The following is a 15,448-nucleotide window of genomic DNA, read 5'->3' on the forward strand; positions in this document are numbered from 1 at the left end:
CACACTGCACCCGGTTCAGACGGGTGATAAGGGGCCTGTGAGAGCAGGTCCCTAATTTTTTTTACCGTATTCGCAAAAAAATCTTGCGTGCAAAAAAAAAATCGCTGTATTTTATTTTTTGCGCTGCAACAAATGCACCGCTTTAACACGTTCTTTGCGGATACGCCCATGACACACTCCTGTCCCCCCCAAGCCCAAGGCTTGTACCTTCCCGCTAACGAACACGACGCCTGCGGCGTCGGATTTATCGCACACATCAAAGGCCAGGCGAGCCACGCCATCATCACCCAAGGCCTTAAAATCCTGGAAAACCTTGATCACCGCGGCGCTGTAGGCGCAGATCCCTTGATGGGCGACGGTGCAGGCATTCTGATCCAGATCCCCGACCAGCTTTATCGCGAAGAAATGGCCGCTCAGGGCGTGACCCTGCCGCCCCCCGGCGAGTACGGCGTAGCCATGGTGTTCCTGCCCAAGGAAACCGCTTCCCGCCTGGCCTGTGAACAGGAGCTGGAACGTGCGGTACGTGCCGAAGGCCAGCACATGCTGGGCTGGCGCGATGTGCCGGTGGACAGCACCATGCCCATGTCGCCCACCGTCAAGGCCAACGAACCGGTGATTCGCCAGCTGTTCATTGGCCGCGGCCCGGATGTGATGGTGCCCGATGCGCTGGAGCGCAAGCTGTACGTGATCCGCAAGACCGCCAGCCACGCCATCTACCGCATGGCATTGGCCCACGGCCAGGAATACTTTGTGACCTCGGCCTCGGTGCGCACCATCGTCTACAAAGGCCTGCTGTTGGCTGACCAGGTTGGCCGCTACTACCGCGATCTGGCCGACCCTCGCGCCTGTTCCGCCCTGGCCCTGGTGCACCAGCGCTTTTCCACCAACACCTTCCCCGCCTGGCCGCTGGCCCACCCCTACCGCCTGATCGCTCACAACGGCGAGATCAACACGGTACAGGGCAACTTCAACTGGCTGCGTGCCCGTGAAGGCGCCATGGAATCGGCCGTGCTGGGTTCGGATCTGCAAAAGCTTTACCCCATCGTGTACGAAGGCCAGTCCGACACGGCCACTTTCGACAACTGTCTGGAACTGCTGGTGATGGCCGGCTACTCGCTGCCGCACGCCATGATGATCATGATGCCGGAGGCCTGGGAGCAACACGCCGAGATGGACGAAAGCCGTCGCGCTTTCTACGAGTACTACGCAGCTCAGATGGAACCATGGGATGGTCCTGCTGCCATCGCCTTTACTGATGGCCTGCAAATTGGTGCACTGCTGGACCGTAACGGCCTGCGTCCCGCCCGCTACGTCATTACCGACGACGACATGATTGTGCTGGCCTCTGAAGCCGGTACCCTGCCTATTCCTGAGCACCGCATCGTCAAGAAATGGCGTCTGCAACCGGGCAAGATGCTGCTGATCGATCTGGAACAGGGCCGCATCATTGACGATGCCGAGATCAAATCCCAACTGGCTAACACCCACCCCTACAAGCAATGGATTGAACGCCTGCGCTTGCGCCTGGACTCCCTGCCCAGCGTGCCCGGCGTGCGCCCCCAATTGGCCACACGCGACCTGCTGGATCAGCAACAAGCTTTTGGCTGGACTCAGGAAGACATCAAAGTCGTCCTGCAGCCTATGGCCAGCAAGGGCGAAGAGGCCACTGGATCCATGGGTAACGACGCACCGTTGGCCGTGCTGTCCGACAAGTCCAAGCCCTTCTACAACTACTTCCGCCAGCTGTTTGCTCAGGTTACCAACCCGCCTATCGACCCGATTCGGGAACAGATGGTGATGTCGCTGGTGTCCTTTATTGGCCCCAAGCCCAATCTGCTGGACATCAACAACGTCAACCCGCCGCTGCGCCTGGAAGTGTCCCAGCCCGTGCTGAGCCCGGCTGACATGAACCAGATCCGGCGCATTGAAGCGGCCAGCAATGGCAAGTTCCGCAGCCAGGAACTGGACATCATCTACCCCAGCGCCTGGGGCCCGGAAGGCATTGAGGCCAGCGTGGCCGCACTGTGCGCCCGTGCGGCAGATGCCGTGCGCGATGGCTACAACATCCTGATCCTGACAGATCGCCGATGTGACGCCGAGCATGTGGCCATCCCCGCCCTGCTGGCAACCTCGGCCATTCACCAGCACCTGATCCGCATCGGTCTGCGTACCCGCACGGGTCTGGTCGTGGAAACTGGCTCGGCCCGTGAAGTGCATCACTTCGCCCTGCTGGGTGCGTATGGTGCCGAAGCCATGCACCCCTGGCTGGCTTTTGAAAGCCTGCAACATCTGGCCCAGGACCCGATCAACCAGATCGACGCCTCCCAGGCCGAGGGCTACTACATCAAGGCCATCAACAAGGGCTTGTACAAGGTCATGTCCAAAATGGGCATCTCCACCTACATGTCCTACACCGGCGCGCAGATTTTCGAGACCATCGGCCTGTCGCGCTCGCTGGTGGACAAATATTTTGTGGGTACTTCCTGCCCGGTGGAAGGGATTGATATCTTCACCGTGGCCGAAGAAGCGCTGCGTCAGCATCGCGCCGCCTACAGCAAAGACCCCGTGCTGGAAAACCATCTGGAAGCCGGTGGCGAATACGCAGTACGCGTGCGCGGCGAAGCCCATATGTGGACCGCCGACTCCATCGCCAAACTGCAACACGCCACCCGCAGCCAGAACTACAGCACCTACAAGGAATACGCCCAGCTCATCAACGAGCAAAGCCGCCGTCACATGACACTGCGTGGTTTGTTCGAACTGCGTCTGGACCCGGCTCAAGCGATTCCTTTGGAAGAGGTGGAACCGGCTAGCGAGATCGTCAAACGCTTTGCAACCGGCGCCATGTCGCTTGGTTCGATTTCAACCGAAGCCCACGCCGTACTGGCCGTGGCCATGAACCGGATTGGCGGCAAGTCCAATACTGGTGAAGGTGGCGAGGACGAGTTGCGCTACCAGCACGAAATGCAGCACGGTAAAAGTGGCATCCGCCAGGGTGACACCTTGGCCAGCGTGTTAGGCCAGGATCGCGTATTTGCCGACATTGAGCTGCAAGAGAACGATTCGCTGCGCTCGCGCATCAAGCAGGTTGCGTCCGGTCGCTTTGGCGTATCCGCCCAATACCTGTGCAGTGCAGATCAAATTCAGATCAAGATGGCACAAGGGGCCAAACCCGGTGAAGGCGGCCAGTTGCCCGGCCATAAAGTGTCCGAGTACATCGCCAAGCTGCGTTACTCGGTGCCTGGTGTCGGCCTGATTTCGCCCCCACCGCACCACGACATTTACTCCATCGAAGATTTGGCCCAGCTGATTCACGATTTGAAGAACGTGAACCCACAAGCAGATATCTCCGTGAAGCTGGTGTCCAAAGTCGGTGTGGGCACCGTGGCTGCTGGTGTTGCCAAAGCCAAGGCCGATCACATTGTGATTGCCGGTCACGACGGTGGTACAGGCGCCTCGCCCCTGTCTTCCATCAAGCATGCCGGCACCCCCTGGGAACTGGGTCTGGCTGAAACCCAGCAGACCCTGTTGCTGAACCGCTTGCGCAGCCGTATCCGCGTGCAGGCCGACGGCCAGATGAAAACCGGCCGCGATGTGGTGATCGGTGCCTTGCTGGGTGCGGATGAGTTTGGCTTTGCCACCGCTCCGCTGGTCGTGGAAGGCTGCATCATGATGCGCAAATGCCATCTGAACACCTGTCCCGTTGGCGTTGCCACTCAGGACCCCGTGCTGCGCCGCAAGTTCAAGGGCAAGCCCGAACACGTAGTGAACTACTTCTTCTTCGTTGCAGAAGAAGTGCGTGAACTGATGGCCAAGCTGGGTGTACGCCACTTTGACGATCTGATCGGTCGCAGCGACTGGCTGGATATGCGCAGCGGTATCGAACACTGGAAAGCCCGGGGCCTGGACTTCTCCCGTCTGCTGCATAAAGTGGACAATGAAGAGTCCCCACGTCAGATCGCTACCCAGGATCATGACCTGGAACACACGCTGGATCGCCAACTGATCGAGCGCAGCGCCGTGACCCTGAATCAGGGCACGCCGTTGTCTTTCATCACTCCCGTACGTAACCGCAACCGCAGCGTCGGTGCCATGCTCTCGGGCGTGTTCACCAGGAAATACGGCCATCAAGGTCTGCCTGACGACAGCCTGCACATTCAGTGCAAAGGTACAGCGGGTCAAAGCTTTGGCGCTTTCCTGGCGCAGGGCATCACCCTGGATCTGGTGGGTGAAGCCAATGACTACGTAGGTAAAGGCTTGTCCGGCGGCCGCATTATCGTGCGCTCGCCCAACGACTTTCGTGGCTACGGCCCGGACCACATCATCGTGGGCAATACCGTGCTTTACGGCGCCCTGTCCGGTGCGGCTTACTTCAACGGCGTGGCCGGTGAACGCTTTGCTGTGCGTAACTCCGGTGCCAGCGCGGTTGTGGAAGGCGTAGGCGATCATGGTTGCGAATACATGACGGGCGGTACCGTGGTTGTCCTGGGCGAAGTGGGCCGCAACTTTGCAGCCGGCATGTCCGGTGGCGTGGCCTACGTGTGGGACCCGCAACGTCGCCTGCAACTGCGCTGCAACCCCGGCATGGTGGATCTGGAGCCTGTGCTGAGCAAGGCCGAGCAAGAGATGAACAGCAGCATGGCGCAATGGCACAGCCGTAGCGCCCAGGGCGAACGTCAGACCGACGATGCAATCTTGCAAACCCTGGTTCAGGAACATTTCAAGGCCACGGGCAGCTTCCAGGCCCGCGAGCTCTTGAAAGACTGGGACAGCGCCCGCGCACAATTCGTCAAAGTCATTCCACGCGAGTACCGACGTGCATTGAGCGAATTGTGGCAAGGCCCGCAAGCGAGCAAAGCCGCGCCCAAAAGCAGTAAAACCCGCCGTTCGGCTTCGGCCTGAACCCTTCCCATCACCATCAGGAAACGACACATCATGGGAAAGACGACTGGATTTCTTGAGTTTCAACGTCTGCAAGAAGCCGTAGAAGCTCCTTTAAAGCGGGTCAAGCACTGGAAAGAATTTGTCCAGGTATTGAACGACGAGCAGGCAGGCCAGCAGGCCGCCCGCTGCATGGATTGCGGCATCCCTTTCTGCCACAACGGCTGCCCGGTCAATAACATCATTCCCGACTGGAATGATCTGGTTTACCGCCAGCAGTGGAAAGAGGCGCTGGACGTGCTGCACTCCACCAATAACTTTCCGGAAATTACCGGCCGCATCTGCCCCGCTCCTTGCGAGGCAGCCTGTACCTTGAACATTGACCGTGCGCCCGTGGGTATCAAATCCATTGAGCACGCCATCATCGACAAAGGCTGGGCAGAAGGTTGGGTTGAACCACAAGTACCTACCCACAAAACTGGCAAACGCGTGGCCGTCATTGGCTCCGGCCCTGCCGGATTGGCCAGCGCCCAGCAATTGGCACGCGTCGGCCACGAGGTCACCGTGTACGAGAAAAGCGACCGCATTGGTGGCCTGATGCGCTACGGCATCCCCGACTTCAAGCTGGACAAACACTTGCTGGATCGCCGTATCGCCCAGATGCAGGCCGAGGGCGTGCAGTTTTTCCCCTCTACCTATATTGGCCAAGCACAAGACCAAGCCGCCCAGGAACCGGGGCTGACCGTGCTGTCCCCTACCGATCTTGAGCAACAGTTCGACGCCATCATCCTGGCAGGCGGCTCCGAAACACCACGCCTGCTGGACGCCCCCGGCAGCCAACTGCAAGGTGTACATCCCGCCATGGACTTTTTGCGCATCCAGAACCAGCAAGTTGCCGGTTCGCGAGGCGCTCCCGCCATCAGCGCTCAAGGCAAGCATGTCGTAGTGATTGGCGGCGGTGATACCGGCTCGGACTGCGTGGGCACCAGCACACGCCAAGGCGCAAAATCGGTCACCCAATTCGAACTGATGCCCCGCCCGCCCGAGCAGGAAAACACGGAGCTGACCTGGCCCTACTGGCCCATGAAGCTGCGCACCTCGTCCTCGCACGAAGAAGGCTGCGAGCGTGACTGGGCGATCAACACCGTAGAGCTGGAAGGCAAGAACGGCCAAGTCAAAGAACTGCGCGCCGTTCGGGTGGAATGGAAAACCGATCCCGCGACAGGCCGCATGAGCATGACGCCCATCGCCGGTTCCGAAATGACCTTCCCCGCCGACCTGGTCCTGCTGGCCATGGGCTTCACCGCTCCCGTACGCCAAGTGCTGGACGCCTTCGCCGTAGAAGCCGACCAGCGCGGCAACGTCGCCGCCAACACGGATGACTACCAAACCAGCCGAGCCAAAGTCTTCGCCGCCGGAGACATGCGACGCGGCCAGTCCCTGATAGTCTGGGCCATCCGCGAAGGCCGCCAATGTGCCCGTTCCGTAGACGAGTTCTTGATGGGGAGTTCAACACTTCCCCGCTAAGTCTTCTTGGCAGTACCAGTAAGCAAACAGCCAGCCGCGATAAACGGCTGGCTGTTTGTCTTCAAGCGAGCGAGATCACTTCCAGGCCCCCTGACTTCGCGGGTTCTTATTTGTTGTTTGCGGCTCGCTGCCTGCTGCCTGCTGCCTACGAGCCTGTCATCCATATCTGCCAGCTTTATTTGCCTGGCAACGGATTGCAGCAAGAAGCAGCCAGAGCGATTAGTTGTGGGTTGTCGGCTGTTGGCTGTTGGTTGCCACCATTCTGAAGCCCTTGCTGGCTTGAGGCTGGGTTGGAGCATTCAGGGGGCTTGCCGCCGTCTGGGGCTGTTGTAGGGATGCAAGCACCTTGCTGTTTGAGTTCAACGCTTGTGGTTTGTCCGGGGGACAAACCACTGAACGAGTTCAAGGTGCGCCCTACAACAGCCCCAGACAAGGGCACCGGTGCGCAGCACCGGCAAGCTTCCGCTCCGACCCAGCCTCAAGCCAGCAAGGGCTGCCGCAAGGACTCCACTCCCCACCTAAAACCCGCAAAACCCTGCAAGCCCCACCCCCATAAGCCTTTGATTTAATTTCCCTTTCCAAATAACCCTAGGGTTTTCCCTTAAAAACCACAGGCTAATCCAATCACTAGGGTTTACCCTTGCTTTTAGACTAGGGAAAACCCTATAATGAGGACTCGTAACTTAGACCTTCACCTTAAAGGGAAAGCAAATGTCTACCATGACCACTTACTCGCACTACATTCACTGGAGTGATGCTGTTGAGCGTGGGGTAATGCAGCATGCCCTGGAAAATGGTGAATCCGTGTCTTTAACTGCACTGACCAAAGCAGCGGCCAAACAAGTTTCCAAAGCCGCAAACGTGGTGTTCAAGTACATGGTCGAACTGACCCGTGCCTTGAACGAAGCCCGCATCCGCGATTCCCGCATGTCGGCCAGCTACTGGTAAGCCACGCATCACCGTCGTAACGCTCAAGCAAAACACCGCTTGATGTTGAAAAGCCTGCTGATTTAGCAGGCTTTTGTTTTTTCTGCGTTTGCTAATACGGCCTTTCCAGCGGCACACTTTCATCCACCGCCCGGGACCTTGGCTCATTGGGCGCCAGCACCTCACCACGCGTCTCCCCAGCCCCAAGATCAAGACAAGCCCAGGCACGGAGAGCGTTTCCTCCAGCGCCGCAGAAAATGAAAAAGGCCAGCAAAAGCTGGCCTGCAGAACGACGGTGCCTCACAAAACATAGGCCCAACACGAAATCGTCCTTGATCAAGAAGCACTGCTCAAGACTTGTTCAACAAGTTCTTCAGCATATCCAGCCGCTGCTTGGGACTTAAAGCCGCCTGCGCCGGATCTTCCTGGGCACCAGGGTCTTCAATCTTCATCTCATCAATAAAGCGCGATCGCTCACGCACCAGATTCTCACGTGCGCGTCTGCGCTTCTTGCACCAGCTCAAGCGCAAACTGCGCTGCGCACGCGTAATACCCACGTACATCAGACGCCGCTCTTCCTGAATGCGCTGGGCCAGAATATCGGCTTCTTTATCCGGGTCTATATCTTCGTCATCGCGCCCAATGTGCGGCAGCAGCCCCTCTTCCACCCCCACCAGGAACACATGCGGATACTCCAGCCCCTTGGAAGCATGAAGCGTGGACAATTTGACCGCATCCGGGTCTTCATCCTCACCGCGTTCCAGCATGGTGATCAGGGCAACTCGCTGCACCAAGTCATTCAAACTCAGTTGATCGTCTGCCGCTTTGGACTTCAGCCAGGTAATCAACTCCAATACGTTTTCCCAACGAGTCTGCGCGGGTCGCTCGTCGAACATATCGTAGAGATAGCGCTCGTAATCAATCGCCCGCAGCAGCTCGTCCAGCAATTCGCTGACGGCCGTCTCGTGTCCTTCCTGATCGCTCTCTACCCGGTCCGCTCTTTGCTGGATACGGCCAATAAACTGCGCAAAGACACTTAAAGGCTCCAACTGCCTTTCCGGTAAGCGATCCGTCAGAGCGATTTGCGAGACGGCGGAATACAAAGACAGCTTTTGTTCCGCCGCAAACTGACCCAGCACCTGCAAGGTAGCCTGCCCAATTCCGCGCCTGGGTGTCGTCGCTGCGCGGATGAAAGCCGGATCATCATCGTCGTTCGCAACGACTCGCAAGTAAGACAGGATGTCGCGAATCTCGGCCTTGTCAAAGAAACTCTGCCCACCCGAAATGGTGTAGGGAATGCGCAGATTGCGCAGCGCCTGCTCAAAGATACGGGCCTGATGGTTTCCACGGTACAGCACCGCAAAATCTCGCCACTCGGCCTGACGCTCGAAGCGCTCTGCCGAGATACGCATGGCCACTGAATCGGCCTCGTTCTGCTCGTCGTCCGTCACGTGGACCTGGATAGGCTCACCAAAACCCAGGTCAGACCAGAGCTTTTTACCGAACACGACGGGATTATTGCCAATAACATTATTGGCAGCCTGCAAGATGCGCTGCACCGAACGATAGTTCTGCTCCAGCTTCACGACTTTCAGGTCCGGATAATCCTTGGGAAGCTGCGCCAGATTCTCCACGGTAGCGCCACGCCAGGCGTAAATGGCCTGATCGTCGTCCCCCACTACGGTGAACATATTGCGCTGCCCCGTCAGAGAACGCACCAGCCGATACTGACAGAGGTTAGTGTCCTGATACTCGTCCACCAGCAGATACTGCACCCGACGCTGCCAGCGCTCGCGTACTTCCTGATTGTCTTCCATCAACTGCGCAGGCAGGCGGATCAGATCATCAAAGTCCACCGACTGATAGGCAATCAAGGTGGCGGCGTAGTCGCGGTAAATACGAGCCGCCTCGATCTGGCTGGGCGAGTTTGCAGCACGCTCCGCATCGTCCGGCCCCATCAAGGCGTTTTTCCATAAGGAGATTTCCTGCTGAACGGACTTCAGGCGGCCTTTATCCGTGGTAGCCAGCAGTTCCTGAATAATTGCCAGCGCATCGTTGGAATCCAGAATGGAAAAGCGCGGCTTCAAACCCACGTGCTGTGCTTCCTCACGCAACATGCGCAAGCCCAGAGAGTGAAAGGTGCTGACGGTCAGCCCTCGCAACAGCTTGGGATCTACCAGGGCGCGAATCCGCTCATTCATTTCACGCGCCGCTTTATTGGTAAAAGTCAGCGCGACCACTTGCCGGCCCGTGTACCCACACTCACGCAGCAGATAAGCGATTTTCTGTGTGATCACCCGTGTCTTGCCACTGCCCGCTCCGGCCAGCACCAGGCAAGGCCCATCCATATACAACACGGCCTGACGCTGCATGGCGTTCAGGTCGGTGGGGACAGTATGGCCTGGAGTAGTTACGGAGGTGGACATGGTGGAATCAGTGAATACTAGGCAAGAAAACGAGGTTCAACGCCAAACAACGTGCAGAACTAAAAGTGACATCCCAGCCAGGCCGAGTACGGTTTGATGACAAGCGAAAGGCTGACACAGAGACACAGCAGCAGCGAGGTACAGCGGCATGGCAACGGCAGAGCAATCATCACCCTACAGCCATCGCTCCACAGCTTCATGGCTATTGGCTCATAGCTGCATAGCTGCATAGCGCACAAGGATACACCCTGATGTACTGAAGATGCTCCTACCGTCCTGCATATACATGAGCCTGGAGAATCTTAAATCTCGAGGGGATCGACCTCAATCGTAATGCGCACTTTATGCTGCTTGGCCAACTGCGCGACCTGTGGCCCCCAATAGCGCACAAAGGCTTGCAAGGCCGGACGATGGGCGCTTTCCAACAGCAACTGGGCACGCTCCACTTTGGCAACGCGCAACACACGTAAGGGCACGGGATCGTACAGGAAAACCTGATCCGCGCCCGGAAATTCATTCGGATATTCTTCAGGCAAACGGCGCGCCTGGGTCAACAAGCGAATGGCATCTGCCAATTGCGGCGCTTCGGCAGACAGAAGCACCTGATAGGCAAAAGGCGGCAAGCCCACGGACTCGCGCTCGTTCAAGGCGCTTTGAGCAAAGCCTATGTAATCGTGCTTGATCAGGCTTTGATAAACGGCCTGCTCCGGGTAGCCCGTCTGGATGATGACATCCGCTCCTTCGGTATGGCGACCGGCCCGGCCTGCTACCTGCATCAGTTGAGCAAACAGACGCTCGGGCGCGCGGAAATCATGGGCGAACAAGGTAGCATCGGCATTGAGCACACCGACGACGCTCAAGCGGGTGAAGTCATGACCTTTGGCCACCATCTGGGTGCCCACCATGATGTCCACTTCGCCCGCATGCACCTGCTCGAACAATTGCTGCGCGCTGCCCTTCAAGCGGGTACTGTCCGCGTCGATACGCACCAGGCGGGCATTGGGAAAACGCTCGCCCAGAAACTCTTCAATACGTTGAGTGCCACGCCCCATAGGCTGCAAGTCCTGATCGCCGCAATCCGGGCAAGCACGCGGCACGGGGGCCTGATAACCGCAATGGTGGCACTGCAAATTGTGCTTGAAGCCATTTTGCCGGTGCAGCACGGTGTACACCGTGCAACGCGGACATTGAGACAGCCAGCCGCAAGAGGCGCAATGCAGCACAGGCGCGTAGCCACGCCGGTTGATAAACACCAGCGACTGCTCGCCACGGTCCAGACACGCTTCCAGCGCATCCAGCAACTGAGGAGAAAAACCCGACTCCAGGCGCAAATGGCGGGTATCGACCAGACGCACTCGCGGCAAGGAAACCTCTCGCGCACGCTTGGGCAGGCTCAACAGGCTATAGCGCCCTTGTCGAGCATGATTCCAGCTTTCCAGCGAAGGGGTGGCTGAACCCAGCACCACTGGCACTTTCAGATCGTAGCCACGCCACACAGCCAGATCCCGAGCGGAGTAACGCAAGCCATCTTGCTGCTTGTAAGAAGCGTCGTGCTCCTCGTCCACAATAATCAGGCCCAGCTCGGGCATGGGGGTAAAAATGGACAGCCGTGTTCCCAACAAAATGCGCGCCTGACCACTGTTGACGCGCAACCAGGAGCGCAACCGTTCACCTTCGGAAAGACCACTATGCAAGACAGCCAGCACATCGCCGGGCAAGACGCGCGCCAAACGAGCACGCAAGACCTGCTCGAACTGAGGTGTCAGATTGATTTCGGGCACCATGAACAAGACTTGCCGACCGGCGGCCAGCACCTGTTCCAGCACCCGCATATAGACTTCGGTTTTCCCGCTACCCGTTACGCCATGCAGCAACATGCAGCTACCGGGTTTGGCCGCCACAATGCCATCTACCGCAGCCTGCTGTTCGGCATTGAGCACGGGCAGGACGTCGCTGTCCACCGGCTCCACCTTCTTTTCCTTGCGCTTGGCCATGCGCAATACCGGACCACCAGCGGAACGCTTGCCCAGATAGGCAGAGGGTTTGCGCAAAGGCCCTGGCAAGGACGGCATCATGACCTCGCCCAGCGGACGGTGGTAATAGGTAGACGCAAAGCGCGCCATCCGCAACCAGTCCTGCGGGAAAGGCGGCAAGTCATCCAGCAGCTGATCAATCGCTTTGACCTGCTCGGGCGGGTAGGAAGGTTGCTCCGGCAAAGCCACCACCACGCCTATCATCTGCCGCCGCCCAAAATGCACAATGACCCGCTGTCCGATCAGGACGGGTTCGTGGTGCTGATAATCAAACACCCCATCCAGGGGAACGTCCAAAGCCACATGCAGCCAGAAAGGTCCGGTGCTTGCCGATGCAGAAATAGCGTCAGGAGTGGCGGTCATGGATGGTGGTTCAAAAAAGGGCTGGCCTGGCTGAAAGCCTGATAAGTCAAGAGCTTAGCGACCTGTGGATAACTTTGGGGAAAATGACATGAACAAAAAATACAAAGAAGCAAGCACAGATACAATTTAATTTTCAATATCTCTGAAATAAGGATAAAACGCAGAGAAATCAACTAATTAAAACTGGGTATTGAAATTAAACCTTAAATATAAAGACCTCAAACCCAGCTCTGTCTGTGTGCATAACTTTGCGCACAAGCTGCGACAGCCCGTACGCAAAGACTATCAAACGCTGTGGTGTCGACGGCTGTAGGAGTGCACTTCGTCGACCAGAATGCCCACGGCTTCCGGGTCTGTGAAACGCGAAATACCGTGACCGAAGTTGAACACGTGACCGCCCTGACCCACAGGGCCAAAGTCGTCAATAACGCGACGGGCTTCACGGCGGATGGCTTCTTCGCCACCGAACATGGTCATGGGGTCCAGATTGCCTTGCAAGGCTAGTTTGTCACCAATACGAGCGCGCGCACGGGACAGGTTCACCGTCCAGTCCACACCCATGGCATCAGCGCCACAGCCAGCAATATCTTCCAGCCACATGCCGCCGCCCTTGGTAAAGACGATGACAGGGACGCGCTTGCCGTCATGCTCGCGAATCAGGCCATCAACCACTTTACGGGTGTAGGCCAGGGAGAATTCCTGGAACAGGGAGTCGGACAACACACCACCCCAGCTGTCGAACAGCATCACAGCCTGTGCACCAGCACGGATCTGATTGTTCAGGTATTCGCAGGTGGTTTGGGCATTGATTTCCAGCATGCGGTGCATCAGGTCCGGACGCTGATACATCATGCTTTTCACCAGACGGTAGTCGTCCGAGCCCTGGCCTTCCACCATGTAGCAGGCAATGGTCCAGGGGCTGCCGGCAAAGCCGATCAGCGGTACTTTGCCGTCCAGTTCCTTGCGGATCAGCGAAACGGCATCAAACACGTATTGCAACTTGGACATGTCCGGCGCTTCCAGCGCCATGACGTCGGCTTCGTTGCGTACAGGACGGGCAAAACGCGGGCCTTCACCAGCGACGAAATCCAGACCCAGGCCCATGGCGTGTGGCACGGTCAGGATGTCCGAGAACAGAATGGCGGCATCCAGATCGAAACGACGCAAGGGCTGCAAGGTTACTTCGCACGCAAATTCGGGATTCTGAGCCAATTGCATGAAGGAGCCAGCCTGGGCACGGGTGGCATTGTATTCAGGCAAATAACGCCCGGCCTGACGCATCAGCCAGATGGGGGTGTAAGGCACAGGTTCGCGCAACAGCGAGCGCAGGAAAACATCGTTTTTTAATTGAGGTAAAGACACGGCAATCCCTATTGAAAAATGCCTGTTAATTTTAACCATCGTGTTCGTCGTCTGGGTTTGACGCGGATCGAAAGCGTGCTGCATCGATATGGTGTTTGCGCATCAGTGCCCAGAAAGCACGCCGGTGCTTTTGCGCGGAGCGGGCCGCCATGGCGATATTGCCGCTATGGCGATCAAGGGCGGCGTGGATATAAGCCTGCTCGAAGCGGGCCACTATCCGTCCCTTGGCAACTTTGAAAGATTCCTGGCTGCTGGCGTAGCGCGAGGCTACCGCAGCGGCATAGGCTTCCAGCGTTGTCCCCTCCTGTTGCAAGATCGTTTGCGACAGGCGCTGCTCCGTTGGGCCGGGGTGCAGGACCAGATCCTGGTTTTCCTGCACCCTATAGTGTATCCGACCCGACAGCCCCGGTTCATTCAAAGCGTGGGAAGAGGTCTGTAAACGCTGACGATTGATGCGGGCGCGCAAATCGTCCAGGCATAAAGGCTCGCGCACGTAGTCTGCCAGACCCAGTTCCAGCAGGTCTGTCAGGGCCGCGGCCTTGATGGCACCCCGCAGCAAACCAAAGACCGGCACTGGCAAATGACCTTGGGCCACCGACAAGGCTCGACGCACGTGAATCAGGGTGGCCGCTTCGATGGGAATCAGACAGGCATCAAAACGTAGCAGCAAGGCCGATGCGCTGCGCAAAAACAAATACTCCTGATCGGGATGGGGCGGTGGTGGCGCCTGCAGAACATGCAGCTGCAAGCGCTCGCAAGGCGGGACGATGGCCTGTAAATTCTGAGCCCACGATGGCTGGGTGTGCAGCAACGCACAATCGAGGTGTAGACGCATAAGACTGTCCTTGAGAAGCCGGGCGAACCACACCGGCCGCCCCATAATCATGAGCCTCTAGGATAGAAATCCGACCCGTCTGCGATAAGTCGGAGTTGCGTCTACGTAGCTGTACTTAATCGCCGCAAATACGGCTGCGACGCCATTCGCTGGGCGATACGCCATAGCGTCGCCGGAAGGCGTGGCTGAACACGGCCGCGTCGGAAAAGCCCATTTGCCAGGCCAGCTCACTGATCTGCCGACCGGGTTTGCCGTCCACCAACAATTGACAGGCGCGCTCCAGGCGGGCGGCCATGATGTAATCGGCAGGCGCTTGCCCGCACAGCTCGAACAGCTTGTAGAGATAACGGCGTGAAATGCGAAACTGCAGCGCCAGGGACTGGGCATTCAAACCGGTATCACCCAGATGATCCTGCACGTATTGCTGAATTTGCAGCAGCTGCCCGCGCCGCACTTCGTCCAGGGCGGACTCGGTCGTCACCGGGCGACCATCGGCCAGGCTCAGAGCCATCATGCGAATCACGGTCTGGGACAGTTCGCTCAAGGCCGAGGGCGACAAGTGCCCGCGCTCCTGCAAACCCAAACGCAGCATATCCATGGCAATTCGGGCCGGACCTGTCGTGGCGGAGAACGAGCGGGCCACCGCATCGCTTAGCCAGGGCAACCAAGGCAGCAAACGCTCTTCCTCGAACTGCAAGACCAGAAAATGGGATTGATCCTGCACGGCCACTTCGTAAGGGCGGGTGGTGTCATAAATGCCCCACTCCCCGGCGTGCAAGATGCCACTGCGATTATCCTGCTGAATCTGACTACTGCCACTGATCTGCAAGGTGACCTTGTACAGCGCCTGCTCGGATCGGCTGGCCAAGGCCTGGGTACGACGCACGCGCTGCGCGCTGGTACACAGTTCCATGACATCGACCGAACCCATGCGATCGGTTGCCGCCCGGTTGGAGAAACCACGGCGAGAATCCGGCTGAACTTCCAAGGGCACAAAGTACGCGCACACCACTTCCTGCCAAGCAGCCAGGCTCTTGAAAGAAGCAGAGGGAGTGCGCAATAACATAGACATTGCCTGAGTGCCCTTTCGGCCA

The 15,448-nt window shown here is 58.1% G+C and carries 8 protein-coding genes; 3 read left to right on the top strand and 5 right to left on the bottom strand.

What is annotated here, in order from left to right:
- Nucleotides 1–168: 168 nt before the first annotated feature.
- From N879_RS12445 to N879_RS12455, 3 genes are all read left to right on the top strand, one after another.
- Nucleotides 169–4,902, top strand: a complete 4,734-nt coding sequence (locus N879_RS12445) for a glutamate synthase-related protein (RefSeq protein ID WP_031232768.1) — start codon at nucleotides 169–171, stop codon at nucleotides 4,900–4,902.
- A 33-nt stretch (nucleotides 4,903–4,935) separates the two neighbouring features.
- Nucleotides 4,936–6,408, top strand: a complete 1,473-nt coding sequence (locus N879_RS12450) for a glutamate synthase subunit beta (protein ID WP_009462691.1) — start codon at nucleotides 4,936–4,938, stop codon at nucleotides 6,406–6,408.
- A 711-nt stretch (nucleotides 6,409–7,119) separates the two neighbouring features.
- The gene (locus tag N879_RS12455; RefSeq protein WP_022983381.1) at nucleotides 7,120–7,356 is read left to right on the top strand and encodes a hypothetical protein; all 237 of its coding nucleotides are present in this window, start codon (nucleotides 7,120–7,122) and stop codon (nucleotides 7,354–7,356) included.
- Between the two features lie 329 nt (nucleotides 7,357–7,685).
- On the opposite strand, the gene N879_RS12460 is transcribed toward N879_RS12455, so the two are convergent.
- From N879_RS12460 to N879_RS12480, 5 genes are all read right to left on the bottom strand, one after another.
- Nucleotides 7,686–9,761 carry a UvrD-helicase domain-containing protein gene (locus N879_RS12460; RefSeq protein ID WP_009462695.1) on the bottom strand — a complete coding sequence of 692 codons (2,076 nt, stop codon included), beginning with the start codon at nucleotides 9,759–9,761 and terminating at the stop codon, nucleotides 7,686–7,688.
- A 302-nt stretch (nucleotides 9,762–10,063) separates the two neighbouring features.
- Nucleotides 10,064–12,157 (bottom strand): primosomal protein N', encoded by a 2,094-nt coding sequence (locus tag N879_RS12465; RefSeq protein WP_009462697.1) that lies wholly within the window; start codon nucleotides 12,155–12,157, stop codon nucleotides 10,064–10,066.
- 285 nt (nucleotides 12,158–12,442) lie between these two features.
- Nucleotides 12,443–13,519 (bottom strand): uroporphyrinogen decarboxylase, encoded by a 1,077-nt coding sequence (gene hemE / locus N879_RS12470; protein ID WP_009462699.1) that lies wholly within the window; start codon nucleotides 13,517–13,519, stop codon nucleotides 12,443–12,445.
- A gap of 31 nt (nucleotides 13,520–13,550) precedes the next feature.
- Nucleotides 13,551–14,354, bottom strand: coding sequence for a hypothetical protein (locus N879_RS12475; RefSeq protein WP_009462701.1), 804 nt, complete (start codon nucleotides 14,352–14,354; stop codon nucleotides 13,551–13,553).
- 115 nt (nucleotides 14,355–14,469) lie between these two features.
- On the bottom strand, nucleotides 14,470–15,426 hold the full coding sequence (locus N879_RS12480; protein WP_230940616.1) for a helix-turn-helix domain-containing protein: 957 nt from the start codon (nucleotides 15,424–15,426) through the stop codon (nucleotides 14,470–14,472).
- Nucleotides 15,427–15,448 lie beyond the last annotated feature (22 nt).

The sequence above is a fragment of the Alcaligenes sp. EGD-AK7 genome (assembly GCF_000465875.3).
GTDB lineage: Bacteria > Pseudomonadota > Gammaproteobacteria > Burkholderiales > Burkholderiaceae_B > Alcaligenes > Alcaligenes phenolicus.